This is a genomic window from Streptacidiphilus sp. MAP12-20, from assembly GCF_041262525.1.
Lineage (GTDB): Bacteria > Actinomycetota > Actinomycetes > Streptomycetales > Streptomycetaceae > Streptacidiphilus.
In genome coordinates this window covers 1-25,006 of sequence record NZ_JBGCCK010000042.1, presented here as the reverse complement: position 1 = coordinate 25,006, position 25,006 = coordinate 1, and the positions used below count along the sequence as shown (strand labels likewise).

Here is a 25,006-nt window from a genome sequence, read left to right as displayed (position 1 = left end):
AACGCGCCAAGGCGGCACGACGTCGGCCAGACGGCCACCAACCCGATTTTCACCCGGTCAGGGTCTGCCCGTAAGGGCTTCGGCTTGCTGACCCGTGACTACGAGGCCCGCACCGACAGTTCGGAGGCCATGATCTGGTGGTCGATGAGCATGGTCATGAGCCGCCGCCTCGCCCGTCGACGCTGCTGAACATCCCCGGCCTCTGCTCGGCCAGCCAGCCCCGCGCGGCCAGGCGCTTTGCCTTCGAACGCATTCCCTCGACCTTCGCGGGAACCGGCTCTGGGCCGAGCGCCGCGGCCAACTGCCGGCAGTCCACCGCGTCGCCCTGCTCTTCGACCACGTCCATGATCCGCCGGTAGTCCGGCGCCAGCACGGCGGCGTCGAGCCCCACCCGCCACACCGGCACAACCGAGCCGGGCACCGCACCCGCAACCGGCCGCTCGACCTCGGCAACCGGCGCCTGCCCGCGTTCGAGCGGCTCCGCCAGGACCTGTGAGACCGTCTCACGGGCGATCACGAACCGCTCCCAGACGCCTTCCGCCTCCCGCAGTTCCGCCTGGAGAATCTCAACCCGCTGCCGAGCCGCACGTTCCCGCTCCTCCAACCCCATCACCGACGGCATCAGGCACCTCCACCGAAGAGACGACACGACATGCCATCCCTGCCACCTAGGCGCCGTCCACACTCCTGACCAGCGGAAACGCGGCAATCACCTTCGGTACTACAACGGCTTCTCAGAGCCGATGCGGGCCCAAGCCAGGCCCGGCCACTTCACTCCCAGACCCCAGCCGTATCGGCGCGTACACCCGCAATCCCACCTACGACCCTTGAAAAGGCGCGGGCCCGGTGCCTCCCAACACGCTTATGCTGCCCGCCATTTCCCAGCACCCCACCTTCCGCCACGTCGATGGCGAGCAGATCCCAGGCATCACCCGTCACGCGTTCATCCGCAACGGCGGCAACTACTTCCTGACCGACCTGATCATCTATGCCGACGGCCTGGTCAACTGCTGGGGCCTGGTCGACCTGGCTGAGTTCGAGCAGAAGCTCCGCTCCGGATGGGTCGCCACCACACTCGAAGAGGGCGCCTCGGCCTCGGTCCACCACGTCGCCTCGTGGAAGTTCGCCGAGCCGAAGTCCTGGGTCACCCCGGAGATGCTCCTCGGGGAAGTCCGTGACGAGATCGACAAGCTGAACAGCCGCCCTGACTCCAGTGCACGTTGCCGGGCCGCAGTCGACGTCTACCTCGCCGACCGCACCGAAGAGCGTCGTCAACAGTTGCTCGACGCCTACCTGGCGATCCCCGAACACCTGCGTCGGTACTCCCTGGGCGACATGGACAGCAAGGACTGGCCGCTCCAGGTATTGGCTGCCGGCGGCCGCATGCCGGTCGCCCAGACAGTCGTCACCGAGAAGATGCACGACTCGGCGCTCGAGTACTTCGTCAGACGAGACCAAGCAGGCAGCGACCACGACGCCAGGACAGTGGCCTTCGGACCGGTCCAGCCGGAGACCTCGGCGGTCTCCCTTGCGCACAGGTCCTTCCCGAAGGGTTGGCCGGACGCCCCCGCCTCCTGGCGCTGCGCAATGAGTTCCCGTGTCCGATCCGGGTGGGCGACGTCGAGTATCCCAACGTGGACCGTGCCTATTTCGCCCTGTCGACGGACGACGAATCCCAGCAGCGGGCCGTCCTGGAGGCCGAGACTGGCTACGCCGCGAAGCGAATCGCCGACGCGGCCCCTCGGCGGTCAGGCTGGGCCCAGGCGCGACCCGCCGTCATGGCGCGGCTCATGCGGGCCAAGTACGCCCAGCACCCCGAGCTCGCGCAACTCCTGCTCAGCACCGACGACGCCAAGATCCTCTACTCCAGTGTGGACTCGCTCTACTGGGGTGAAGCCGGCAAGCGTGGCCGGAACTGGGTCGGACGGCTGCTGGAGCTGATCCGCAGCGAGCTCGCTGCAGACGCTGCAGACGCTGCAGACGCTGCAGACGCTGCCAGGATCGGAGCCGCCTGGCTCGACTGACCCCGCGCGGCGTGCACCCGTGCACTTTCAGTGCACTCGGCACCAGAAAACGGCTGGCAGCGATGAAAACCAGTGAAGGGTTCCGCCGCAGGTCAGATGCCATTTGCGCGGATCACCCCAGGTCAGCGACCTGGGGTGATCATTTGCTCCACGAGTGGCAGGACTTCGCGAACCGGCTCCACGACGCGGGGCACCAGCTGTACTGCCTGATGTGGCCGTGAGCTGGGAGTTTGCCGCATCGCGGTGATCAACGGCGGGCCTGCGGAGTGACCCTCGGACGAGCCGGATCAGGCCGCCACTGCACCATGCGTGGACTCGACCTGGGCGGGCTCGGTCGGTGCGTGCGCTTCGGGTGCGAAAGCGGGGTCGAGCGCGTCGGGTTCCGGACTGCTCGACGGCACGAGGTGGGGATCCGTACGGAGCGTGAAGCCCGCGTCCGCGTGCCCGAGGTACTCGGCCAGCGCCTTGATCGTTTCCCCTTCATCCAGGAGCACGGACGCGTAGGCGTGCCTCAGCGCTTGCATCCGGTCGTGCGGGGCGGCGCGTGGGGCGTGCTCTGCGTGACAGCGTCCCCCTGTCGGGGTGGAATGGGAGCAGGCCCGGCAGGAGGCAGCATGGACGGCGGCGGAGAACTGGACCAGGCCCGTTCGGCGTACCGGCGGCGCGCGTGGTCGTCCGCGTTCGAGGCGTTCACCGCGGCGGACGCCCGGTCGGCGCTGGCTCCGGAGGACCTGGAGCAACTCGCCGAGGCGGCCGACATGACCGGCCGCGCCGAGCAGGGGGTCGCCGCGCTGGAACGGGCCTACACGGGGTACGAAGCGGCCGGAGAACTGGGCCGGGCACTGCGCTGCGCGTTCTGGCTGCAGAGCAGCCTGGGGTTCAACGGCTCCTTCGCCCGGGCCGCCGGGTGGGCCGAACGGGCGGGACGGCTGGTGGGCGATCGTTCCGACTGCGCCGAGCGTGGGTACCTGCTCACCGCGCAGACCCGCCGGCTGTTCGAGGCGGGCGACTTCGCCGCTGCCGCTTCCCTGGCCGCCCGGGCCGTCGACCTCGGGATCGGCTGCGGGGATCCGGATCTGCGCGTGATGGCGCTTCACGCCCTGGGCCGTGCGCTGATCCGGCTGGACCGTCCGCAGGAGGGGCTGGCACGGCTGGACGAGGCGATGGTCGCGGTGGTCGGGGGAGAGTTGAGCCCGCGTGCCACCGGCATGGTCTACTGCAGCGTGATCGGGGCCTGTTCGGAGCTCCAGGACCTGCACCGGGCGCGTGAGTGGACCGCTGCGCTGGCCGACTGGTACGGCGCGCAGCCGGAGTTCACCGGCGCCTACCACGGGCTGTGCCGGGTGCACCGGGTGGCGGTGCTGCGGCTCGGCGGCGCCTGGTCCACGGCGCAGCGGGAGGCCGAGGGCATCTGCCGGGAGGTGGCCGACGGCTTCGGGCAGCAGGTCGCCGGGGCGGCGTACTACCAGTTGGGCGAAGTGCACCGGTTGCGCGGCCGCTTGGAGGAGGCGGAGCAGGCGTACCGGGACGCGCTGCGGTGCGGCTGGGACGCCCAGCCGGGCCTGGCCCTGCTGCGGCTGACCCAGCATCGGACCGACGCCGCCGCCTTCTCGATCGGGAGGGCGCTGGCCGAGACCGCCGAACCGTTCGCTCGCCTGCCGCTGCTGCCCGCCGCCGTGGAGATCCTGCTGGCCGCGGACGATCCGGCGGCCGCGCGCAGCGCCGCCGCGGAGCTGGCCGCGCGGGGGGAGCGGATCGGAACCCCCGCCGTACTCGCCGCCTCCGCGCACGCGGACGCAGCCGTGGCGCTGACCGGTGAGCCGGAGAGCGACGCTGCCGGGATGGCCCTGGCGGACGCTCGTCGGGCCTGGCGGCTCTGGCGCGACCAGGACGCGCCCTACGAGGCGGCGCGGGCCCGGGTGTTGGTCGCCAGGGCGTGCCGGGCGCTGCAGGACGAGGACGGCGCCGCGATGGAGCTGGACGCCGCCGCGGAGATCTTCCGTCGGCTGGGGGCGGCGCCGGACCTCGAACTGGTCCGGAGGCTCGCCGGGCTGCGGCACGGCCCGGGGGTGCTGACCGCGCGGGAGACCGAGGTCCTGCGACTGGTGGCCGCGGGCCTGACCAATCACGCCATCGCCGGCGAGCTGTTCCTGTCCGAGAAGACGGTGGCCCGGCACCTGAGCAACATCTACCCCAAGCTCGGTGTCGCCTCCCGGACGGCGGCCGCGGCCTACGCCTTCGAGCACGGCCTGTTCCCGGGATCTGCATAGATCTGTGCAGGCCGGCGCCGCACCGGATGGGTCTTTCGCCCGAAGCGGGGCGTCGCCGTCGCGCCTAGGTTCGGAACCGTTCGGGACGGCGGCCGGGCGGGCCCCGCCCCGGGCTTGAGGAGGAGCCATGACGAACGAGACCGAGCGTGTGCCCACCCTGATCGTCGGAGGCGGCCAGGCCGGGCTGTCGGTGGGCTACCACCTGGCACGGCGCGGCCAGGAGTTCCTGATCCTGGACGAGAACCGGCGGGTGGGCGACCAGTGGCGGCAGGCCGCCTGGGACTCGATGCGACTGTTCAGCCCGGCCAAGTACGACGGCCTGCCCGGCCTGCCCTACCCGGGCCCGCGCCACGCCTTCCCGACCCGTGACGAGTTCGCCGACTACCTGCACGACTACGCGCAGCGGTTCGAGCTGCCGATCCGTCCGGGAGTCGCGGTGGGCGGTCTGCGGCGCCAGGGCGACGGCTTCCTGGTGGCTGCGGGCGGCCTGCGGTTCGAGGCCGACCAGGTGGTGGTGGCCGTCGGGCCGCATCATGTGCCGCACACGCCGTCGATCGCGGCCCAGTTGGACCCGGCGATCCGCCAGCTGCACTCGAGCGAGTACCGCAACCCGGCTCAGCTGCGCCCGGGGCCGGTGCTGGTGGTGGGCGCCAGCCACTCGGGCGCCGACATCGCGCTGGAGCTGGCCGCGAGCCACCCCACGGTGCTCTGCGGGCGGTTCCACGGGCAGTTGCCGTGGCGGCTGGAGACCCGGCGGGCGCGGCTGATCCTGCCCGTGCAGTGGTTCGTCTTCCGCCATGTCCTGACCGCCCGCACGCCGCCCGGCCGGCTGATGCGCAAGGCCGTCCGCAGCCACGGCGCACCGCTGCTGCGGGTGAAGAAGGCCGACCTCGCGGCGGCGGGCGTCGAGCGGGTGCTCGACCGGGTGACTGGCGTACGGGACGGTCTGCCGGTCCTGGGCGACGGTCGGGTGATCGAGGCCGCGAACGTCATCTGGTGCACCGGCTTCCGGCAGGACTACGGCTGGATCGACCTCCCGGTGACGGACGGCGACGGCTACCCGGTCCAGAAGCGCGGCCTGTCGCCGGAGCCCGGCCTGTACTTCGTCGGGGTGCCGTTCCTGTACTCCTTCGCGTCCATGCTGATCGGTGGCATCGACCGGGACGCCGGCTACGTGGCACAGCGCATCGCAGCCCGAGCGGCGCGGACGGGCCCAACGACCCGCGAGGCGGAAGTCGCGGGTGCCGAGCGGGCTTGAAAGCTGGGAAAGAGTGGGAGCGGATCGAACCGTACGACCACGACTGAGGGTCCTGCTAGGCCCCCAGGGAGTCGGTCATACCAACCGGCACGATCTCATTCGGTCCGCGTGGGGGACGGTCCTGACTACCGTCCGGTAGGTGCTCAACGCGTGCTGGCGTTCCGTCAGTTCCCTTGGCCCGAAACGCCTCGACAGCCCCGGACGCAGGTGATCATCTGCGCTAGTGTTCGAGTCGCATCCGATGCTGTTCAGGGGGACTGTTCTTCGTGCAACTCAAGAGATTTTCACTCGCTTCGACCGCCGCCGTCGTGGCAGGGCTGGTCACCGCCCTGGGCCCGACCGCGACCGCCGCGCAGGCTGACCCGACCGATGTCACGCTGCCGGTCGGTGCCATCAGCCAGCTGGTCGTGGACGGCGCACACGGTCACATCTTCTTCGCCGCGGGCGCCGAGGGCATCCTGGTCACGGACCTCGCCGGGAAGACCGTCGCCACCATGACCTCCGAGCAGGACGCCGACGGCATGGCCCTGTCGGCCGACGGGCGCAAGCTCTACGTCGGGCTCGGGACGGCGCACGCGATCGCGGCGATCGACACCGGCACGCTGACGGAGTCCGCCCGCTATCCCGTCGCTGGCGGGCTGGCGCCCAGCTCTGTCGCGGTGAGCGGCGGGAAGCTCTGGTTCAGCTACGCGGGCGCGCATCCGTCCGACCCGACCGGCATCGGCTCCGTCGACATCGGCGCCGCGACGCCCACCGCCGTGGTGAACCCGGTCCAGCAGCACTGGTACACCGCGCCGTTGCTCGCGGCGTCGCCCGCCGCGCCCGGGAGGCTCGTGATCGGCGATCAGAGCGGAAGCAGCGGTGGTGGCGACGACTCCGCCAGGGTCGGCGTGTACGACGTGTCGTCCGGAGCTCCGGTCGCCTCGGCGAAACCCATCTTCGTGGCAACCCTCAACGACATGGCGATCACCCCGGACGGCCGGCAGCTCGTGCTGGCCAGCGCGGAGCCGACCACCGGTATGACCGTGCTGAACCACCGGGTCTTCCGGCTCGCTGACCTCGCGGAGGTCGGGGCGTACCCCGGCTCTCTCGACAGCGCTCCCGACAGCGTGGCCATCTCGCCCAACGGCACCGTCGCGGCGGGGAGTTTCACCTCGAATTCGGATGTCGCCGGCGTGTACGCCGCCGGGGACACCGCCCCGGTCAACCTGTACTTCTTCGCGCGCGACATGCATCTCGGCAACCGTGGCCTGGCCTGGGGCCCCGGGGGGTCGGAGCTGTTCGCCGTCACCCGGGACCGCTTCGCGACGCAGTCGGTGCTGCACATCTTCAAGGACGACCCGCAGCAGGCCAAGACGTCCGCGCGCCTGCAGGCCCCTGTCGGCGTCGTGCCGGGCACCGCGTTCACGATTCGCGGGGCGCTCGACACGAGCCACACCTTCAGCGGCAGCCCGGTCGTCAAGGTCACCCGGACCAGCGCGGCGGATCACCGGCCCGTGCAGCTCCCCGACGTGCGAGCGTCCTGGGACCTCGGGCGGTTCGCCTTCACCGACACCGTGCCGACGAACGGCCTCTACAGCTACCAGATCTCATACGCCGGTGACGCCGTGCACACGGCAGCGTCGGCGACGACCACGGTCGACGTCAGGGTCGTCACCGCGCTGGGCATCGCCACGAACGCCCGGTCCTACGCTTACGGCGCGACCGCGACGATCACCGCCCACCTGGGCACCACGCGGGACAGCCGCCGCGTCTCGATCTACGCCCAGCCGAACGGCGGCGCCAAGGTCCTGGTCAGGACCGGCACGGTGGACGCCCACGGCAACCTGGCCGGCTTCTACCGGGTCACCGGCAGCACCACGCTCAGCGCGGTCTTCGCCGGCGACTCCGGTTACCGCCCCTCCACCGCGTCCAGCTCCGTCGGCGGCTACGCCGGGATGCAGGAGGCGCTCCGCGGCTACTACACGAGCGCCTGGTCCGGGAGCACGCTCTACCGGGTCTACCACCACGCCGCCGGACCGCAGTTCACCGTGACCGTGTCGCCCGGCAAGGCGTCCCAGTGCGTCGTGTTCGACGTGCAGCGCTACTGGTCCGGCGCCTGGCACGACCTCGGCCGGTCGGCCTGCACCAAGCTTGACACCGCGAGCACGACCGTTCTGCAGCTGACCCCCGGTCTGCCGGTGGGCGCTCTGTACCGGATCGACGCGACCTATGTGCGCAGCAGCACCGACACCGCCAACCTGAGCACCACCGGCGCGTGGCAGTACTTCGCCATCCGTGCCTGACAATCTCTCGCAGTGAACCAGCCCGAGGATCACCCCAGGTCAGCGACCTGGGGTGATCCGCACGCCTGAGTCAGCGGCAGGCGCACCTGGAATGTCGCGCCCTGGACGGAATCGACGACGGCGAGGGTGCCGCCATGGTGCTGGGCGATGTCGCGGGCGATGGGCAGGCCCAGGCCGGTGCCGCCGTCGTCGCGGCTGCGGGCGTCATCCAGGCGGGTGAAGCGCTCGAAGATGCGCTCCCGGTCGGCCGGGTCGACGGCGGGGCCGTCGTTGAACACCTCCAGTACGCCCTCCCCGGTGACCTCGTCCCTGCGGACCCGGATCCGGACCGTCCGGCGGGCGTGCCGTTCCGCGTTGTCGACCAGATTGGTGACCAGCCGGGTGAGCCAGAGGCGGTTGCCCGGCACGATCACCTCGCCCTCGACCTCGCCCTCGCCCACGACCTCGCCCTCGCCCTCGACCTCGTCGAACACGACGTCACAAAGCGTGGAGCCGCGGCGCCGGACCGTGGCGCGGACCAGCTCCGTGAGATCGGTCGGGTCGGTCGGCCGGTCCGCGGACCCCGCGTCCAGGCGGGCCAGGAAGAGCAGGTCGGCGGCGAGCGCCTGCAGGCGCTCGGCGTCCTGGAGCGCGCCCTCGACCAGTTCCGCGCGCACAGCGGCGTCGGGGTGGCCCAGGGCGACCTCCAACTGGGTGCGCAGGACCGCGATGGGACTGCGCAGTTCGTGCGAGGCGTCGGCGATGAACTGGCGCTGCCGTCGGCCGGCGAGGTCCAAGCGGTCGAGCATGCCGTTCATGGTCGTGGCGAGACGGGTGATCTCGTCGTCGCCGCGGGGGATCGGCACCCGCCGGTGCAGCTCCTGCTCACCGATGGCGGCGACCTCGCTCCGGATGGCCTCGACCGGGCGCAGCGCCCGACCGGTGACGCGCCAGGTCACCAGCGCGACGGTGAGCAGCAGCAGCGGGCAGCCGACCGCGAGGATCAGCGCGGTGGTGGACTCGGCGTCGTCGGCCGCGCCCAGCGAGACGCCGGCGTGGACGACCACCTGGCCCTTGGGCGTGTCGACGACGACGCTGGTGACCTGCTGGTGCACCTCGATGCCCAGTTGCCCGAAAGCGTCGGCCTCGGGCAACGCGGGCGGAACAAGTGCCAGGGCTGGGCGTCCGACGACGTTCTGGCTGACTGCGACGACCCGGCCTTCGGCGTCCACCACCTGGACGAAGTCCGTGCCGCGGCCGAGCGGGACGAGCTTGGTGAGGCGCCCGTCCGCGGCGAGTTTGGCCACGGCCACGGCCTGCACCCGTGCGCTCTGCTCGGCGTTGCCACGCAGGTTCGCGCGGAGCAGGCTGAGCATGGCGAGCGAGGCGACGGTGAGCGCGACGGCCACCACCGCGCAGGCGGCGAGCGTGGCCCGGGCCCGCACCGAGCGCGGGGTGAGCCGCACCCGCAGTGCGCCTCCCCGTGCGCGGACACCCGAAGGCCGGAGATGTGAGAGCCGGAGATGTGAGAGCCGGAGACGTGAGAGCCGGACGCGATGGCGGGCGGGCCGGGCCGAGTCAGCCACCGTCCACCGCCAGCCGGTAGCCGACGCCGCGCACGGTCTGCACCGCCGCACGGCCGTACGGCGCGTCGATCTTGCGGCGCAGCGCGCTGACGTGGACCTCGACGACGTTCGCGTCGCCGTCGTAGTGCTCGTCCCAGACCGCGTCCAGGATGTCTCGCTTGGAGACCACGTCGCCCGCGTGCAGGGCCAGGTGTTCGAGCACCGCGAACTCCCTGGCGGTGAGCCGGATCTGGTCTCCGGACCGGAGGCAGGTGCGGGCGCCGAGATCGACGGTCAGACCGCCCAGCCGGACCACGCGCGGCTGCCGCTCGCCGAGTCGGCGCGCGAGCGCGCGCAGCCGGGCGACCAGCACGACGTAGGAGAAGGGCTTGGAGAGGAAGTCGTCAGCGCCGGTGTCCAGCGCCTCCGCCTCGTCCCACTCGCCGTCCTTCGCCGTGAGCATCAGGATGCCCGACCGGCAGCCGCCCGCTCGCAGCATCGAGCAGACCTTGTAGCCGTTCAGGCCCGGCAGCATGATGTCGAGCACGACGACGTCGTACGGGCTCCGTGTCGCCTGCCGCAGCCCGGTGATCCCGTCGTGGGCGACGTCGACGGCGAAGCCCTCCGCCTCCAGGCCGCGCTGCAGCGCGGCGGCAAGCCGCCGTTCGTCGTCCACTATCAGTACGCGCACGCGTCCAGAGTGGCAGGCCGCCCGGTCGGAAGCTGAAGCAGGCTTCAAGATCTTCAGCTGGTCTTCAGCGTCGCTGCGGGATTCTCGGCATCCGAACCCGTGCGATTCCCATGAAGGAGCCAAGATGAGCGAGCCGCTCACACCGGGCGCTGCGCCCGACGAACCCGAGGAGCGCGCCGAGGACCACGGGGCCGGGACCCCCGCGACGGCGCCCGCACCGCGGCGCGGCCCTTTCCGCCTCCTGGCCAGGGGCCGCCGTTCCCGCTGGGTCGTGGGCGGTGTGGCCGGTCTGGTCCTCGTCGGCGGTACGGCGGCGGTGACCGCTGCCCTGGTGCACCACGGAGACGAGCGCGGCGTTCGTGCGGTGGCGGTCGGCCCGGAGGGCCTTCCGGGGCTCAAGCGCCTGATGGCCGAAGGCGGGCCGGGCGGCGGTGCCGTGGTGGTCGAGGGCGGCCAGGCCGTGAAGGTCCCTGGCGGTCTCGTCGGAGGCGACCAGACCCTGCCGCAGCAGCTGCCGGTGCCCGGAGCCGACGGGGCGAAGCTCGCCCCGGCGCCCCTGCCGTCCCTCCCGGCCGACCAGGCCGTGACCAAGGCGGTCGCAGCCGTCACGGGCGGCAAGGTCGAGTCGCTGGCGTCCGTCCCGGAGCAGGGCGGCGGCAGCGCCTGGCTGGCGACCGTGCTCGGCCCCGACGGCGTCCGCCACCTGGTGACGCTCGACGGGGCGACCGGCACCATCACGTCCAACACCGTGCTGGGCGGCTGAAGTCCCCTTTGGCCGCTACGCGTTGACGTCGGTGTGCGCGAACTCGCCGCCAACTCAAGGTTCACCCCAGGTCGACGACCTGGGGTGAACCTTTCCGGCTGGGGCCCGGGCGGGAAGCGCGGCCGCCGCGTGGGCCGACGGCCGGCCGCCAGTCAGCAGCGAGCGCGACGCCGTCCGATGGCGATCTTCAGCGGGCTCGCCCGGTCAGTAGCCCTGCTTGCCGTAGGCGATGTTCTCGAAGGAGCCGTAGCGGTCGTTCGCGTAGCGGACGCCGGCGATGATCGAGTCGACCGGGTTGAAGATGTCCTTGTGGCCGGGCAGGGACCACTGCGCGAAGGTCGGTCGGATCGTCTGGATCAGGCCGAAGGTGCCGCCGTAGAGGGCCTCGTTGGAGTCCCAGTGGTTCTCGGCGTGGGGGTTGCCGGAGGACTCGGTCATCGCGCGGGCGTAGACGGAGCCCGCAGAGGGGACCTTGTCGCCGTGGGCGGCGAGAACGTCGCGGGCCTCGGAGATCCAGCCGTTGAGGTCGTTGGCGTAGGTCTTCTTGGCCGGGGCTGCGGGCTTGGCGGCCGGCTTCGCGGCCGGGTGGGCGGCGGGCTTCGCCGCGGGCTTGGTTTCGGTCTTCGCGGCGGGCTTCGAGGCCGCGCCGGCGGGTATTCGCTCGCTCACCGAGGCCTTGTGGTCGGCGGCACTGGCCGGGGAGGCGCTCTGCGTGATGAGGAGCGCACCGGCCACGGCCGAGGCCATCAGGACGTCGGCGGTCAGGCGGGCAGGGGTACGGAAGGCGAGACGCATGTCGCTCCAGAAGTCATGAGCGACGCCCTGCGCGAGGCAAGGGGGTGCCGCTCGGGGAACTGGCAGTTGATGTCGACCCGCCCGGCGCACACACCGCGTCACGGGCTCTTCAGTCGAGCTTTCTGTCGTTGGCGGGGCTCTTTCGCCGGGGCGCCTGGCGCCCATCCGCGACCGTGGAATCGACCGCGTTCTCCGCTCAACTTTCTCCACGGTCACACGCCGCCCAGGGGCCGGGCAAGGGACTTCCGCCCTAAGTGGTCCAAACCACAGGAGAAGCCGCATAGCTGATCAGAGTGGGTTCAACTGCTCCAAACCTCCTGAATCGGCTCTATTGAGCCGCTCTCGGAGCACGGACGCGGGGCTCCGGGAGGGAAGGCGCAGCGGGGCGGGGTGAGCCGGGTCACCCCGTCACCGTGACGCGGGTCACCGCCATCGCGACCGGCGAGGGATCAGCGCAGCGTGACGTGGTTCACGCCGGGGCGCTTCACCGCCTCGCCGACGATCACGGTCTCGGCGGAGTCGACGCCGAGCGCGCGGCGGTCCTGCCCGCGGTCGCGGCGGTGGGCAACCTCGGTCAACCTCGTGGCAAGTGGCGGACGTGCGGGGCGGGCCGTGGCGGGCGGGTGTGGAGAGTGTCCTCGTCGCCGCGCCCGGCCTGCACGCGGCGTTCGTGACGCTGCTGAGCGGCGGTCCGGGCGCGGACGAGGAGCGATGAAGGGGGGAGTCGGGCGGGCCCGGGGTCAGCCCGAGGTGAGGGCGTGGCCCGTGGTGGAGTCGATGTGGTCGGGGATCTCACCGTCGTAGCTGCCGGACGAGAGCGTCCCGGTGGGTTCGAACATCAGGATGGAGGCGCCGGTCGCGGACTCCGGTCGGTGCTCGACGCCGCGCGGCACGACGAAGACCGAGCCGCGCGTCAGCGTCACCGAGCGTTCGGCGGCGTCCGGCTCGCGCAGACCGATGGTGAGCTCGCCGTCGAGGACGAGGAAGAACTCGTCGGTGTCGGCGTGCGAATGCCAGACGTACTCGCCCTGGACCTTGGCGATGCGGACGTCGTAGTCGTTCACGGCGGCGACGATGCGCGGGCTCCACAGGTCGTCGAAGGAGGCGAGCGCGGCGGCGAGGTCCACGGGCGCGGGCTGAGCCTGATGTGTGGTCATGAGCCCAGTCTCTGCTGGGCCCTGTCGCTGTCCACCGAATTTCAGCAGCCGGACCGAAACAAGCCCGAGGGCCGGCAGCGCCGCGCCCGCGGCGCCGGCGACGAGGACACCGCGCGCGCCGACGGCAGTGCCCAGGAGCAGGCCCGCGACGCTGGAACCGAGGGCGACGCCGAGATTGAAGCAGGTGTTCACCCAGGCGCTTCCCTCCGTGCGAGCGCCCTCCGGCACCAGTTCCTCGACCAGCAGGTACGCGGTGATCAGCGCCGCGTCCGTGGCCGCACCGGCGCAGAGCAGCGCGACAGCCGCGCCGGCCGGGGCGAAGAGCAGGGCCGGCAGCGCGTGACAGAGCGCACCGGCCGCGCCCAGGGCGGCGAGCCGCCGCCGCGGCGACCAGCGCCAGCTGCGGCGGCCGTAGAGGAGCCCGCCGAGAACGCCGCCGACGGAGAAGAACGCCAGCAGCGGCCCGGACACGGCGGCTCCCCAGGCGGCGACGACCGCCAGCTCCGCCATCGCCACGGCCCAGCCGACGGCGAGGACGACCGCGAGAAGGGAGACGAACGCACCGGAGCGGAACGGGACCCCGGCCCGCGGGCCGCAGTCCGGGCCCGGTTGCGGCGTTGAGCTGTCCCGCCGCCCCGTCCACGCGCGGGCCTGGACCCGGGCCGGGATGCGGGCGAGCAGCGAGGCGAGCGCGGCGAAGCCGACGACGACCGTGGCCGCGCACGCGGCGAGCGCCAGGGGCGGGCTGCCGACCGCGAGCAACGCACCGGCGAGGACGGGGCCGGTGGCGAAGACGGTCGACTCGGCGACGGTGTCCAGGCTCAGCGCGGCCTGGCGCTGCGCCTCACCGCCGGACATGGCACTCCAGCGGGCCCGCAGGAGCGGGCCGACCGGCGGTGGCAGCGCCCCGGCCGCCACGGCGAGCGCGAGCGCCGCGCCCTCGGGCAGCCGGGTCTGGGCCGCGAGCAGCGCGATCGCGGCGAGCGTCGCCGCGAATCCGCCGGACAGCCAGATCAGCGCGACGGGACGGCGTTCGACGAGCCGGGCCCTGTAGGGGCCGAGGACTGCGCTGACCAGCCCGAACGCGCCGAACGCGGTTCCGGCCCCGGCATAGGAGCCGACCGCTTGGCGCAGCGCGAGCAGCAGGGGGAGGGAGAGCAGGCCGTAGGGAAGCCGGGCGAGCGCGCCGGCGACGAACAGGCCGCGGGCATGCGGCAGGGCGAGGACGGCGCGATACGACGACGCGCCGCCCTGGTCAGGGCGGGACATGGGAGTTCTCCGAGCGGAAGGAAGCCGACAGGGCACGACGGAAGGCGGCACGCGGATCAGGACGGCGGGGCTTCAGCACGTCCTGTCACTGCGGCGGCGGCGGTCCGTCTAGTGCGGCCCGGAGAGATGCGTACGCATGCGGGCGATAATAGCGGCGGAACGGCTGTTCGTCTGCAGAAAAAGCACTGGGTCCTCGGTGCGGGTGCTTGCTAGTTTCGGTGCCCGTGACAGACAGCGCGACGGCGGGGGCGGGCGGCCGACAGGCCGGACGGGCGGACAGCGCGGGGCAGGCTGACAGCGCGAGGCAGGCCGATCGTGAGGGGCCGTCAGGCTCCGTGGACGAGGCGAACCGGCTGGGCGCTCGCTTCGCGAGACTCTGGGGGGCCAGCACCGCGTCGGCCATGGGCAGCGGACTGGCGACGGTCGCCACACCTCTGCTCGTCGCCTCGCGGACCAGCGATCCGCTGGTCGTGGCAGCGGCGTCGGCGGTCGCGTGGCTGCCCTGGCTGCTCTTCGCGCTGCCCGGCGGGGTGCTGGTCGACCGGGTGGACCGACGGCGGCTGATGGTCACTCTGGACTGGGCCAGGTTCGGCGCGATGGGGCTGCTGGCGGCGAGCCTGCTGGTCGGTCGGCCCAGCATCGCCGTGCTCTACACCGTGTTGTTCGTGGTCAACAGCGGCGAGGTCGTCTTCCGCGCGGCCAGCCAGTCGATGCTGCCCGCAGTCGTGCCGCGGCCGCTGCTGGAGCGGGCGAACGGGTGGCTCACCGGGGGTGCGACGCTGATGCAGGGCGTCATCTCGGGGCCTCTGGGCGGCCTGCTCTTCGCGCTGGCGGCGGGGCTGCCGTTCCTGGTCAACACCGGCACCTACGCGGTGAGCGCGGTACTGATCGGCCTGGTCGGCGGCAGCTTCCGGGCAACGGACGCCGTGGACAGGGTGCACGGGGTGGCGGGCGTGGACGGCGCGATCGCCGAGGGGCGGTCGGCGCGCCGGTCGGTGTTCGCGGACATGGCCGAGGGCTTCCGCTGGCTGATGCGGCAGCGGTTGCTGCGCACCATGGCGCTGTTGATCGGCCTGCTCAACGTCACCCTCACCGCCGCGATCGCCGTCCTCGTCCTGCTCGCCAAGGAGCGGCTGGGCCTCGGCGCCGTCGGCTACGGCGCACTCTTCTCCTGCATGGCGATCGGCGGCATCCTCGGCTCCGCGATCGGCGACCGGCTGGTCGGCTGGGTCACCGCGACCTGGACGATCCGGATCGGCCTGCTGATCGAGGCCGCCCTGCACCTCGCGCTGGCGACCTCACACAGCGCCTGGTTCCTGGGCTTCATGCTCTTCGCCTTCGGCGTGCACGGCGCGCTCTGGAGCATCGTCAGCAACTCGCTGCGCCAGCGACTCACCCCGTCGGCGCTCATGGGCCGGGTCAGCAGCTCCAACCTCTTCATCGCGGCGGGTGGCAACTGCGTCGGCGCGCTGTTCGGCGGGGGCCTGGCGGCGCGGTTCGGGGTCACCGCGCCGTACTGGGTCGGTTTCGTGGTGGCGCTCGGCGTCGCCGCGGCGACCTGGCACGTGTTCGACCGGGCGTCGGTCGCGGCAGCGTATGCGGTGGAGCGCCCGCTGGAGGCGCTGCCTGCGGAGCGGTGAACCGGCCGCGCGTGCTCGGTCGGCCGCGTCAGTCCGTGCGGCCCGTCGCCGCGACGGTGACGCCGAGGCCGATCATGGCCAGGCCGCCCGCGCCGCCGACCGCGCGCAACCGGCGAGGCGAGCGGGCGAACCAGGAGCGCGCCGCCGAGGAAGCCAGGCCCCAGGCGGAGTCGCAGGTCAGCGCGATGAGGTTGAAGATCAGGCCGAGCGCGAGCAGTTGCAGCGGCAGCGGGGCCGCGCCGTGGCCGCGCGCGACGAACTGGGGCAGCACTGCGGCGTAGAAAATCAGTGTCTTCGGGTTGCTCGCCCCGACGACGAGGCCCTCGGCGAGGGTCCGCAGGTCGCTGCGCGGGGCGGCGCGGCGGTCCGCCGGGGCGACGGCCTCGAAGGCGGCGGCGAGGCTGCCGCGGTGCCGGTAGGCCTTGACGCCCAGGTAGACCAGGTAGGCCGCGCCGCCGAGCTTGAGCACGGTGAGCGCGAGCGCGGACCCGGCGAGCAGCGGGCCGAGGCCGACGGCGATCCCGCCGACGAGCAGCAGCGAGCCGAGGGTGTTGCCGACCACGCTGAGCAGCGCCGTCCGTCGGCCGTGGGCGAGCGCCCGGCCGAGGACGAAGAGCACGCTCGGGCCGGGGATCACGATGATGACGGTCGCGAGGGCGACGAAGGCGAGCAGGCGGTCGGTCGGCGGCATACTTCGACGCTAGCCCCGTGCCCGGGCACAGCGCGAGGGATTTCCCGAGGCGGCACGGCAGCGGCGCGCCGTTCATCCGGTCGGGTTCCGCGCCTGCGACTGGCGTCGCCCGCCCGCTGGGGCAGAGTGAAAGCATGCGCTGGTTGGACGCGTCCGGGTACTGGCTGGGCAGGCTGCTGTTCCAGCGTGCGCTCGCGGTCGTCTACCTCGTCGGCTTCCTCGCCGCCGCGCGGCAGGGCCGGGCGCTGATCGGCGAGCACGGGCTGCTGCCCGTGCCGCGCTACCTGGCCCGGCGCAGCTGGCGGGAGGCTCCGACGCTGTTCCACTGGCGCTACTCGGACCGTCTCTTCTCCGGCCTCGCCTGGACGGGCTGCGCGCTCGCCGCAGCGGTGGCGGCCGGGGCGGCGGACGCGGTGCCGCTCTGGGCGGCGATGCTGTGCTGGTTCCTGCTGTGGGCGCTCTATCTCTCCATCGTCAACGTGGGCCAGACCTGGTACTCCTTCGGGTGGGAGTCGCTGCTGCTGGAGACGGGCGCGCTCGCGGTCTTCCTGGGCAACGCCGATGTCGCGCCGCCGATCACGACCTTGCTGCTGCTCCGCTGGATCCTGTTCCGGGTCGAGGTCGGCGCCGGGCTGATCAAGCTGCGCGGGGACCGCTGCTGGCGGGAGCTGACCTGCCTCTACTACCACCACGAGACGCAGCCGATGCCGGGCCCGCTCAGCTGGTGGTTCCACCATCTGCCCAGGCCGCTGCACCGCGCGGAGGCGGGAGCCAACCACGTCGTGCAGCTCGGCGCGCCCGTCGCACTGTTCCTGCCGCAGCCCGGCGCCACGGTCGCGGCCGGGCTGATCGTCGTCACCCAGCTCTGGCTGGTGCTGTCGGGCAACTTCGCCTGGCTGAACTGGCTGACGATCACCCTGGCGCTCAGCGCTGTCAGCAGCGGGACGCGACACGTCTACCCGGCCACTCCCGTCTGGTTCCAGGTCGTCGTATTGGCGTACGCGGCGCTCGTCCTCGGGCTCAGCTACCGACCCGCCCGCAATCTGCTCTCCTCCCGTCAGGTGATGAACCGCTCCTTCGACTCCCTCCATCTGGTCAACACCTACGGCGCCTTCGGCAGCGTGACGCGGCTGCGCCACGAGGTCGTGCTGGAGGGCAGCGCCGATGGACGCACGTGGCTGGCCTACGAGTTCAAGGGCAAGCCGGGCGACCCTGGCCGCCGGCCCGGACAGTGGGCCCCGTACCATCTCCGCCTCGACTGGCTGATGTGGTTCGCCGGGCTGAACCCCGGTTACGCCCGGCCGTGGCTCGCGCCGCTGTTGCGCAAGCTGCTGGCGGGCGACCCGGACACGCTGCGGCTGCTGCGCCGCGACGGCAATCCCTTCGCGGACGCGCCGCCCGCCCACGTCCGGGCGACGCTCTACCGCTACCGCTTCACCACTCGCGACGAACGGCGGGCCACCGGCGCCTGGTGGCACCGCGAGCTCGTCGGCGCGTACCACCGCACGCTGTCCCGCAGCCCGCGTGTCGCTCCTCGCGTCAGTCCTACCTCACAGGACTGACAGCGTCCGGGGGGACCACCAGCGGCCACTGGATCTCGGTGACCCACTCCGCCTGCGGGCCGCAGGAGTTCAGGTACAGCTCGCGGCCGAGCGTATCGGCCCGGTGACCGGTGGACTCGATCCAGCGGGCCAGGGTCTGGACGGAGCCGAGCACCTGGTCCATGTCGCCGCGGTGGACGATCGTCGCCGCCTGCTCGACGGTGGCCAGCTCCACCACCTCGACGCCGTCGGCGCCCGGCACCGGACCGGGATCCAGCGCGACCGAGACACCCGCGTGCACCACGATCGGCTCGCCGAGCTCCGTCCCTGCCTGCTGGTACCAGGCGATGTCGGGACCGGTGACCGGCACGTTCGCGGCGGTCAGCCGCTCGTGCAGACTGCGGTAGAGCGGGCCGATGACCGGGCCGATGTGGCGCGGGTCGAAGCTCTCGGCGGTGCCGGTCAGCACGGCCAGGCGCACGGCGGGAAGGGACTTGAGGACGACCTCGTCGGTGGGCATGCTGCCTTCGCTTTCGATGGTCCGGAGTCTCGCCTCGACCTGGTTCAGCCGGGCCGCCGCGCTCGCGACGGTCTCGGCCAGTTCGGCCTGTCGCAGGCGCAGCATGCCGCGCAGCTCCTCCATGCCGATCTTCGCGTCCAGCACCTCGCCGACCTGTTGCAGGCTGAAGCCGAGGTCCTTGAGCGCGATGATCCGGTTGAGCCGGGACAGCTGGGCCGCCTCGTAGTAGCGGTAGCCGCTGTACGGGTCGACCCGGGCAGGGTGCAGCAGCCCGAGCGCGTCGTAGTGACGCAGCATGCGGACCGACACCTGGCCGTAGGCGGCGAAATCTCCGATGGTGAACATGACCCCTCCAGTCCAGAGCCTCCCACTGTGTCAGGGTCAAGCTCGCGAGGATTCTTCGAAGAACCCACCGTCGCGTGTCACGTTCCGCGGGTCTGTTCTGTCTCCCTTTATGACGAGCGTGAGAACGCGGATCGACGCAACGAGGAGACAGTCATGCGAGTGCTACTGGCCGGTGGCAGCGGGGTCCTGGGACAGCAGATCGTGGCGGCGCTGCGCGCCGACGGGCAGGAGGTGGCCACCCTCGGCCGCGGCGCCGACAACGACCTGCGCACCGACCTGCTCGACCGCGACGCCGTGCTGCGCGCCGTGGACGGGCAGCAGTTCGACGCCGTCGTGCACGCCGCGACCGGGCTGAGCGGCAAGACGCTCGCCCGACACGCGGACATGGACCCCACCAACGCGCTGCGCGCGCTCGGTACCCCGAACCTGGTCGACGCCGCGCGGGCGACCGGGGCGCGGAAGCTGGTGGCCGAGTCGATGATGTACGGCTACGGGTACGGCGACCACGGCGACCACGCCCTGGTCGAGGACGCGGACCTGTTCGGCCCGCCCGGGACGAGCCCGGAGCTGGAGCGCCACGTCGGCGCGATGCGCGTCAAGGAGCAGCTGATGCTGAACGCGGACGGCCTGGACGGCGTCGCGCTGCGTTACGGCCTGTTCTACGGTCCAGGCGTCACCGACTCGCTGGTGGTGCCGATGCTGCGCAAGCGGATGTTGCCCGGCGTCGCCGAGCACGGCCGCAAGCTGGCCTGGACGGCCGTGCCGGACGCCGCCCGCGCGGTCGTCGCGGCGCTGCACCACGGCCGGCCCGGACAGGCGTACAACATCGCGGACGACGAGCCGGTCGGCTGGACCGAGCACCTGCGCGCGGTCGCGGACGCCTACGGGACCCCGCAGCCGATGACCATGCCGATGTGGCTGCTGCGCCCCTTCGCGCCGCTGGGTTCGATCGCGATGACCACCAACCTGCGGCTGAACAACGCGAAGGCCAAGGCGGAGCTGGGCTGGAAGCCGAGCCACCGCAACAGCGTCGAAGGCGTCGCGGCGTGGCGGGCGTGAGAGCCGGGCGCGGGTGACGGCCGGGCGCGCCTGAGCCGACGCTGCGCGTGGTGCTGCAGGAGCTCGGCGAGCTGCTGATCGTCGCAGGTGCGCTCACCGGTCTCTTCGCCGCCTGGCTCTCCTGGGGGCAGAGCCCTCTCCCCACGGCGGCGCAGCAGCAGGCCAGCCAGCGGATCAAGCAGGCCTTCAGAGCCGGGACGTGGGTACCCAGCGGCGCGATCGCGCTGATCCGGATCCCGGCCCTCGGCGCCGGCTGGCAGTACCCGGTCTACGAGGGCACCGGCTCGCTGCTCGAGGGGTACCCGATGGTCGGTCAGAACGGCTAACTGTTAACACTCTTGACAGTTATTTGGTCTAGTCCAATCATTGGCAGGGTTCTGACATCCCCGCAATGCACCACTCCACCCCACGGGAGTCCTGCATGAGATCCGTCCGTACCCTGCTCACGGCCGCGCTGCTCGGCGCCGGCCTGGCGGTCGCCGCGTCCCCCACGGCGCACGCGGCCAACACACCTCTGCCCGCCCACGTCTTCTCGCCCTACTTCGAGGCCTACAGCAGCGACAACCCGGCCACGCTGTCGTCCAGTTCCGGCGCCAAGTACCTGAGCATGGCCTTCGTACAGGCCGCGACGAAGGGCTCCTGCACCGCCTACTGGAACGGCAGCACCAGCCAGCCGATCAGCTCCTCGACCTTCGGCAGCCAGATCGCCACGATCCAGGCGAACGGCGGAGACGTCGTCCCCTCCTTCGGCGGCTACACGGCCGACAACACCGGCACCGAGATCGCGGACAGCTGCACCAACGTCAGCTCCATCGCCGCCGCGTACGAGTCGGTCGTCACCACCTACGGCGTGACCAGGATCGACCTCGACACCGAGGACAACTCGCTGACCAACAGCGCCGGCATCGACCGCCGCAACAAGGCCATCGCCCAGGTCGAGTCCTGGGCCGCGAGCACCGGCCACACCGTGCAGTTCTCCTACACGCTGCCGACGACCACCAACGGGCTCGCCTCCAGCGGGCTGGCCGTGCTGCAGAACGCGGTGCAGAACAACGCCCGCGTCGACGTGGTCAACATCATGACCTTCGACTACTACGACGGCGCCACCCACCACATGGGCACCGACGCCGAGAACGCGGCCACCGGCCTGGAGGGCCAGCTCGCCTCGCTCTACCCGGCCAAGTCCGCGGCCCAGCTGTGGAACATGGTCGGCATCACCATGATGCCGGGCATCGACGACTACGGCGCCGCCGAGACCACCACCGTGGCCGACGCGACCCAGGTCGAGAGCTGGGCCACCAGCAAGGGCCTGGCCGAGCTGTCCTTCTGGGCGCTGCAGCGCGACAACGGCGGCTGCCCGGGTACGGGCGGCTCCGACACGTGTTCCGGAATCAGCCAGGGCACCTGGGACTTCAGCCACGCCATGGAGCCGTTCACCAGCGGCGGTGGCGGCACGACCCAGAACGACTTCTCGCTCAGCCTCAGCCCCGCCTCGGCCTCCGTGCAGCAGGGCGGCTCGGCGACGGCGACGGTCAGCACGGCGGTCACCTCCGGCAGCGCGCAGAGCGTCAGCCTGAGCGCGAGCGGCGCGCCCTCCGGCGTGAGCCTCGCCCTCAGCCCCACCTCGGTGACGGCGGGCGGCAGCAGCACGCTGACCGCGACGGTCGGCGCCTCGGTCCCGGCCGGGAGCTACCCGATCAAGGTCACCGGCTCGGCCGCCTCCGGCAGCCACACGGCCACGTACACGCTGACGGTCACCACGAGCGGCGGCGGGGGCGGGGGCGGCAGCCTGGTGAACGGCGGGTTCGAGAGCGGCAGCCTCAGCCCGTGGACCTGCCAGAGCGGCAGCGCGGTGGTCTCCTCCCCCGTCCACAGCGGCTCGCACGCCCTACTGGTCGTCCCCAGCGCCTCCACGACCGGCGAGTGCGACCAGACGCTGACCCTCTCCCCCAACCACGCCTACACGCTGACCGGCTGGGTCCAGGGGCCGTACGCGTACATCGGGGTGACCGGCGGCGCGTCGGCGAGCACCTGGTCCTCGGGCAGCAGCTGGAATCAGCTGACGGTGCACTTCACCACCGGTTCCAACGGCACGGTGACGGTCTTCGTCCACGGCTGGTACGGCCAGGGCGACGTCAACGCGGACGACTTCTCGGTCGCGTGACCGAGGCCTCGCGGTGGTTCAGTTCGCGAGGACGGGGACGTCCAGACGAATCATCCCGGCCACCCCGAACTGCAGCATGACAGGGACGGTGCCGCCCGGCTTGAGGGCGGCGCCGTTCGTCATGACGATCTTCGGCCCGTTGGCCGACCCGAACTCCGCGGTCGTGCCGGAGGCGATCAGCACGCCGGCCGTCGAGAGCGGGTTGGCGTGGGGGTCGCCGCCGCTCAGGTCAGCCACCTTGCCGGCCACCGAGGCGACCGCGAGGTGCTCGGTCACCGGTCCGGAGTTGACCACACCCAGCTCCAGCTGGGCGCCGCCGGGGGCGCCCAGGTGCACCGCCGCCTTGGAGATCTTCAGGTCGACGTTGCGCCCCAGAAGTGAGAGATCCGTGCCGTCCGCGCTGGTCCGGATCGAGGACTGCGCGGCCCCTGGCTCCTCTCGCTGGACCCCGCTGCCGGCGCAGCCGGACAGCGCGAGCGCGGCGGACAGGGCCAGAGCGGAGAGCGCGAACGCGGCGCGGGAACGGTGACGCATGCCTGCATTATCGTCTGCCGCCGAAAGGCCCCGTGCACCCGGCCCCATGCCCGGAACCGCGCCCGGTCCGCGCCCCGCCACCGCCCGACCCGCGCCCAGGCCCGGTTCACCCGCGCGGGCGACTCTGCGCCGCGCCGTCCCCGAGGCCGCCGATCAGCCACGCACAGTGTTGCTGTGAACACGCCGGGTGACCGTCGCGATGGCGCGACGGCTCCCGCCTGCACAGCAAGGAGCAACCATGCGCACACCCTCCCGACTGGTAGCCGCCGGTGTACTGGTAGCGGGCCTGCTGCTCGCCGCCTCCGGCGTAGCCAGCGCGGACGCGACGGCCAACGGCGAGGTGTCCAACTCGCCCGGCTTCCTGTCCGGCAACCTCGTACAGGTACCGGTCGACGCGGACGTGAACGTCTGCGGGAACTCGGTGAACGTGGTCGGCCTGCTCAACCCGGCCGTGGGCAACCGCTGCGCGTCCGGCGAGGGAGCGGAGTCCCAGGTGGTCTGGCACCACTGGTGGCACCACCACGACGACGATGACGTCGTCGCCACCGACCAGGACTGCGATTGATATCCGGACGGCACTCGGAAGAAGCGGACAGACCCCCGACGTCGCGCCGCTCTGACGCGCCGTCACCCCCGATAATACGCATCGGCCCTGCTCCCGAGCATGGAGCAGGGCCGATCGTCGTGCGCCGCGGGGCCTGTCAGCCCTCGTTCTCGGCGTGGTTGCCGAACGCCGGGTTCAGGACGCCGACCAGGTTGCCCGTGACGCCGGAGACGTTGACCGGGATGTGGATCGGGACCTGGATGTTGTTGCCGCTGATGGCACCCGGGGAGTTGGACGTGTCGCCGCAGGCGTGCGAGCTGGCGAAGGCTGCGCCCGCGCCGGCCGCGACGACACCGACAGCGGCGGAGGCGACCAGGGCGCCCTTCAGAACGTTCGTCATGACTTCTCTTCCTCACACGATGGACCGCGCCATGGAACCGGCCGACCAACTGACCGACGGCGGGGCCTGCGCAATTGCCGAGCAGCAGGCACCACGACCAACGACGTCCTCTCCGGCCCGTCACCGGACTCACCGGACAATCACCCGGAAGTTGGATTCCGCCGAACATGCGCCCATTCGAGTGGAGCTCCCCATGACCCATGTCCTGGGGCCGACCGGTTCGTTGGAGAGACCGGATTACCAAGTGCGGACTTTCGGCCCGAAATGGCTGGCTCCGCAGACTTCCCGAGATCCTCACGAGAGGGGACACCTCCCATGGTCAACACCAAGCGCGGCCTTCTGGTCTCCGTCGCGGCGGCCGGTCTGCTCGCCGCCGGTGGTGGCGTCGCCGCGGCCAGTGGCACCGCGAACGGCACGGCCAGCAACTCCCCGGGCTTCCTGTCGGGCAACCTGATCCAGGTCCCGGTCCACGTTCCGGTCAACGTCTGCGGCAACACCGTCAACGTGATCGCCCTGCTGAACCCGGCGTTCGGCAACCACTGCTCGAACGAGGGCTGACCTCCACTCAGCCTCACGGCGTGAGGGCCCGGCCGCATCCTGCGGCCGGGCCCTCCGTCCAACGACGGCCCCGGCGATCGCTGCGGGCCCGGCGGGCGAATCCCTATCGGCTGTCCGAGTGGTCGTTCGAGAACAGCGTGTCTCACGGACCTCGGCGCTCGTTTCGTCTTGCGTCCCCTCCAGTCAGGACGGGCGCCCTCAGTAAAGGATTCCACCATGAACAAGGTCACCAAGGCCGCCGCGCTCTCCGCGGCCGCCGCGGCCATCTCCCTCGCGGGCGCGGGCATGGCCGCGGCCGACTCCACCGCGAACGGCACCGCCGAGAACTCCCCTGGATTCGCCTCGGGCAACGCCATTCAGGTGCCGGTCCACGTCCCGGTCAACGTCTGTGGCAACTCGGTCAACGTCATCGGCGCGCTGAACCCGGTCTTCGGCAACCACTGCTCCAACAGCTGATCACCAGCAACCGATCAGCAGTCCTTCCTATCCATTCGCAATTCCGTAGGAGATTCATCGTGCGCAAGTTCAAGTCCGCCGCCGCCGTCTCCATCGCGGCCGTCGGCCTGCTGCTGGGCGGCGCGGGAGCGGCCGCGGCCGACGCGACCGCGAACGGCACCGCCACCAACTCCCCGGGCTTCCTGTCGGGCAACCTGATCCAGGTCCCGATCCACATCCCGGTCAACGTCTGCGGCAACACCGTCAACGTCATCGGCGCGCTGAACCCGGCGTTCGGCAACGCCTGCTCCAACAGCTGAGCAGCCTCCTCCCCCATCCGCTAATCCGTAGGAGATTCATCGTGCGCAAGTTCAAGTCCGCCGCTGCCGTCTCCGTTGCGGCCGTCGGCCTGATGGTGGGTGGTGCGGGAGCGGCCGCGGCCGACGCGACCGCGAACGGCACCGCCACCAACTCCCCGGGCTTCCTGTCGGGCAACCTGATCCAGGTCCCGATCCACAT

General features: G+C 71.7%; 27 protein-coding genes and 3 pseudogenes. 17 read left to right on the top strand and 13 right to left on the bottom strand.

All coding sequences use genetic code 11. The features are described 5' to 3' along the window. A pseudogene (locus ABIA32_RS33040) lies at positions 1 to 189 on the top strand (hypothetical protein); the annotation flags it as partial. Here ABIA32_RS33040 and ABIA32_RS33035 read toward each other — a convergent pair. Beyond that, complete coding sequence (locus tag ABIA32_RS33035) at positions 155 to 622, bottom strand: hypothetical protein (protein WP_370103472.1); 468 nt, start codon at positions 620 to 622, stop codon at positions 155 to 157. The pseudogene ABIA32_RS33040 and the gene ABIA32_RS33035 sit on opposite strands and share 35 nt — an antisense overlap. A 149-nt stretch (positions 623 to 771) precedes the next feature. After that, positions 772 to 1,422 carry a hypothetical protein gene (locus ABIA32_RS33030; protein WP_370103471.1) on the bottom strand — a complete coding sequence of 217 codons (651 nt, stop codon included), beginning with the start codon at positions 1,420 to 1,422 and terminating at the stop codon, positions 772 to 774. Positions 1,423 to 1,634: 212 nt separating this feature from the next. Between ABIA32_RS33030 and ABIA32_RS33025 the strand changes: the two genes are divergently transcribed. After that, on the top strand, positions 1,635 to 2,024 hold the full coding sequence (locus ABIA32_RS33025) for an NADAR family protein (RefSeq protein WP_370103470.1): 390 nt from the start codon (positions 1,635 to 1,637) through the stop codon (positions 2,022 to 2,024). A 287-nt stretch (positions 2,025 to 2,311) separates the two neighbouring features. On the opposite strand, the pseudogene ABIA32_RS33020 reads toward ABIA32_RS33025, so the two are convergent. Next, positions 2,312 to 2,569, bottom strand: a pseudogene (locus ABIA32_RS33020) (site-specific integrase); the annotation flags it as partial. A gap of 69 nt (positions 2,570 to 2,638) precedes the next feature. Between ABIA32_RS33020 and ABIA32_RS33015 the strand changes: the two are divergent. The 3 genes from ABIA32_RS33015 to ABIA32_RS33005 all read left to right on the top strand — a co-directional run bounded on the left by ABIA32_RS33015 (position 2,639) and on the right by ABIA32_RS33005 (position 7,837). Beyond that, on the top strand, positions 2,639 to 4,294 hold the full coding sequence (locus ABIA32_RS33015) for a LuxR C-terminal-related transcriptional regulator (RefSeq protein ID WP_370103469.1): 1,656 nt from the start codon (positions 2,639 to 2,641) through the stop codon (positions 4,292 to 4,294). 127 nt (positions 4,295 to 4,421) lie between these two features. Beyond that, positions 4,422 to 5,552, top strand: coding sequence for a flavin-containing monooxygenase (locus ABIA32_RS33010; RefSeq protein ID WP_370103468.1), 1,131 nt, complete (start codon positions 4,422 to 4,424; stop codon positions 5,550 to 5,552). A 266-nt stretch (positions 5,553 to 5,818) separates the two neighbouring features. Then, positions 5,819 to 7,837 (top strand): hypothetical protein, encoded by a 2,019-nt coding sequence (locus ABIA32_RS33005; protein ID WP_370103467.1) that lies wholly within the window; start codon positions 5,819 to 5,821, stop codon positions 7,835 to 7,837. 29 nt (positions 7,838 to 7,866) lie between these two features. On the opposite strand, the gene ABIA32_RS33000 is transcribed toward ABIA32_RS33005, so the two are convergent. Together ABIA32_RS33000 and ABIA32_RS32995 are read right to left on the bottom strand one after the other, a co-directional pair. Continuing rightward, the gene (locus ABIA32_RS33000) at positions 7,867 to 9,282 is read right to left on the bottom strand and encodes an ATP-binding protein (protein ID WP_370103466.1); all 1,416 of its coding nucleotides are present in this window, start codon (positions 9,280 to 9,282) and stop codon (positions 7,867 to 7,869) included. Between the two features lie 112 nt (positions 9,283 to 9,394). After that, positions 9,395 to 10,072: a response regulator transcription factor gene (locus ABIA32_RS32995; protein WP_370103465.1), complete on the bottom strand. Its 678-nt coding sequence runs from the start codon at positions 10,070 to 10,072 to the stop codon at positions 9,395 to 9,397. 124 nt (positions 10,073 to 10,196) lie between these two features. On the opposite strand from ABIA32_RS32995, the gene ABIA32_RS32990 reads away from it, so the two are divergent. After that, positions 10,197 to 10,835 carry a PepSY domain-containing protein gene (locus ABIA32_RS32990; protein ID WP_370103464.1) on the top strand — a complete coding sequence of 213 codons (639 nt, stop codon included), beginning with the start codon at positions 10,197 to 10,199 and terminating at the stop codon, positions 10,833 to 10,835. 204 nt (positions 10,836 to 11,039) lie between these two features. Here ABIA32_RS32990 and ABIA32_RS32985 read toward each other — a convergent pair whose 3' ends face one another. Both ABIA32_RS32985 and ABIA32_RS32980 read right to left on the bottom strand, forming a co-directional pair. After that, complete coding sequence (locus tag ABIA32_RS32985; protein ID WP_370103463.1) at positions 11,040 to 11,630, bottom strand: transglycosylase SLT domain-containing protein; 591 nt, start codon at positions 11,628 to 11,630, stop codon at positions 11,040 to 11,042. A 449-nt stretch (positions 11,631 to 12,079) separates the two neighbouring features. Further along, positions 12,080 to 12,208: a hypothetical protein gene (locus ABIA32_RS32980; RefSeq protein WP_370103462.1), complete on the bottom strand. Its 129-nt coding sequence runs from the start codon at positions 12,206 to 12,208 to the stop codon at positions 12,080 to 12,082. Between the two features lie 11 nt (positions 12,209 to 12,219). Here ABIA32_RS32980 and ABIA32_RS32975 point away from each other — a divergent pair, with 11 nt between their 5' ends. After that, positions 12,220 to 12,345, top strand: a complete 126-nt coding sequence (locus ABIA32_RS32975) for a hypothetical protein (RefSeq protein ID WP_370103461.1) — start codon at positions 12,220 to 12,222, stop codon at positions 12,343 to 12,345. Positions 12,346 to 12,370: 25 nt separating this feature from the next. Here ABIA32_RS32975 and ABIA32_RS32970 read toward each other — a convergent pair whose 3' ends face one another. Both ABIA32_RS32970 and ABIA32_RS32965 read right to left on the bottom strand, forming a co-directional pair. Continuing rightward, complete coding sequence (locus ABIA32_RS32970; protein WP_370103475.1) at positions 12,371 to 12,787, bottom strand: cupin domain-containing protein; 417 nt, start codon at positions 12,785 to 12,787, stop codon at positions 12,371 to 12,373. A gap of 354 nt (positions 12,788 to 13,141) precedes the next feature. Continuing rightward, positions 13,142 to 14,056 (bottom strand): annotated as a pseudogene (locus ABIA32_RS32965) (MFS transporter); the annotation flags it as partial. A 335-nt stretch (positions 14,057 to 14,391) separates the two neighbouring features. Here ABIA32_RS32965 and ABIA32_RS32960 point away from each other — a divergent pair. After that, positions 14,392 to 15,696 carry an MFS transporter gene (locus ABIA32_RS32960; RefSeq protein WP_370103460.1) on the top strand — a complete coding sequence of 435 codons (1,305 nt, stop codon included), beginning with the start codon at positions 14,392 to 14,394 and terminating at the stop codon, positions 15,694 to 15,696. 28 nt (positions 15,697 to 15,724) lie between these two features. Here the strand turns inward: ABIA32_RS32960 and ABIA32_RS32955 are convergent, their stop codons facing one another. Next, complete coding sequence (locus ABIA32_RS32955) at positions 15,725 to 16,387, bottom strand: LysE family translocator (RefSeq protein ID WP_370103459.1); 663 nt, start codon at positions 16,385 to 16,387, stop codon at positions 15,725 to 15,727. A 134-nt stretch (positions 16,388 to 16,521) separates the two neighbouring features. Between ABIA32_RS32955 and ABIA32_RS32950 the strand changes: the two genes are divergently transcribed. Beyond that, the gene (locus ABIA32_RS32950; protein WP_370103458.1) at positions 16,522 to 17,949 is read left to right on the top strand and encodes a lipase maturation factor family protein; all 1,428 of its coding nucleotides are present in this window, start codon (positions 16,522 to 16,524) and stop codon (positions 17,947 to 17,949) included. Here the strand turns inward: ABIA32_RS32950 and ABIA32_RS32945 are convergent. Continuing rightward, entirely contained in the window at positions 17,933 to 18,793 is an 861-nt protein-coding gene (locus tag ABIA32_RS32945) for a MerR family transcriptional regulator (RefSeq protein WP_370103457.1), read from the bottom strand. The genes ABIA32_RS32950 and ABIA32_RS32945 overlap by 17 nt on opposite strands. Positions 18,794 to 18,946: 153 nt before the next feature. Between ABIA32_RS32945 and ABIA32_RS32940 the strand changes: the two genes are divergently transcribed. From ABIA32_RS32940 to ABIA32_RS32930, 3 genes are all read left to right on the top strand, one after another. Further along, on the top strand, positions 18,947 to 19,852 hold the full coding sequence (locus tag ABIA32_RS32940) for an NAD-dependent epimerase/dehydratase family protein (protein WP_370103456.1): 906 nt from the start codon (positions 18,947 to 18,949) through the stop codon (positions 19,850 to 19,852). 50 nt (positions 19,853 to 19,902) lie between these two features. Beyond that, complete coding sequence (locus tag ABIA32_RS32935; protein ID WP_370103455.1) at positions 19,903 to 20,178, top strand: hypothetical protein; 276 nt, start codon at positions 19,903 to 19,905, stop codon at positions 20,176 to 20,178. 95 nt (positions 20,179 to 20,273) lie between these two features. After that, positions 20,274 to 22,016, top strand: a complete 1,743-nt coding sequence (locus ABIA32_RS32930; protein WP_370103454.1) for a glycosyl hydrolase family 18 protein — start codon at positions 20,274 to 20,276, stop codon at positions 22,014 to 22,016. A gap of 18 nt (positions 22,017 to 22,034) precedes the next feature. Here the strand turns inward: ABIA32_RS32930 and ABIA32_RS32925 are convergent, their stop codons facing one another. Next, positions 22,035 to 22,550, bottom strand: a complete 516-nt coding sequence (locus ABIA32_RS32925) for a hypothetical protein (RefSeq protein WP_370103453.1) — start codon at positions 22,548 to 22,550, stop codon at positions 22,035 to 22,037. Between the two features lie 238 nt (positions 22,551 to 22,788). On the opposite strand from ABIA32_RS32925, the gene ABIA32_RS32920 reads away from it, so the two are divergent. Continuing rightward, the gene (locus ABIA32_RS32920) at positions 22,789 to 23,115 is read left to right on the top strand and encodes a chaplin (protein ID WP_370103452.1); all 327 of its coding nucleotides are present in this window, start codon (positions 22,789 to 22,791) and stop codon (positions 23,113 to 23,115) included. A gap of 136 nt (positions 23,116 to 23,251) precedes the next feature. On the opposite strand, the gene ABIA32_RS32915 is transcribed toward ABIA32_RS32920, so the two are convergent. After that, complete coding sequence (locus ABIA32_RS32915) at positions 23,252 to 23,494, bottom strand: chaplin (protein ID WP_370103451.1); 243 nt, start codon at positions 23,492 to 23,494, stop codon at positions 23,252 to 23,254. A gap of 315 nt (positions 23,495 to 23,809) precedes the next feature. Between ABIA32_RS32915 and ABIA32_RS32910 the strand changes: the two genes are divergently transcribed. From ABIA32_RS32910 to ABIA32_RS32895, 4 genes are all read left to right on the top strand, one after another. Continuing rightward, on the top strand, positions 23,810 to 24,052 hold the full coding sequence (locus ABIA32_RS32910) for a chaplin (RefSeq protein WP_370103450.1): 243 nt from the start codon (positions 23,810 to 23,812) through the stop codon (positions 24,050 to 24,052). A 216-nt stretch (positions 24,053 to 24,268) separates the two neighbouring features. After that, complete coding sequence (locus ABIA32_RS32905; RefSeq protein WP_370103449.1) at positions 24,269 to 24,508, top strand: chaplin; 240 nt, start codon at positions 24,269 to 24,271, stop codon at positions 24,506 to 24,508. 59 nt (positions 24,509 to 24,567) lie between these two features. Then, complete coding sequence (locus ABIA32_RS32900; protein WP_370103448.1) at positions 24,568 to 24,807, top strand: chaplin; 240 nt, start codon at positions 24,568 to 24,570, stop codon at positions 24,805 to 24,807. A 92-nt stretch (positions 24,808 to 24,899) separates the two neighbouring features. Then, positions 24,900 to 25,006, top strand: a 107-nt coding sequence (locus ABIA32_RS32895) for a chaplin family protein (protein ID WP_370103473.1), incomplete at its 3' end; no start/stop codon positions are given.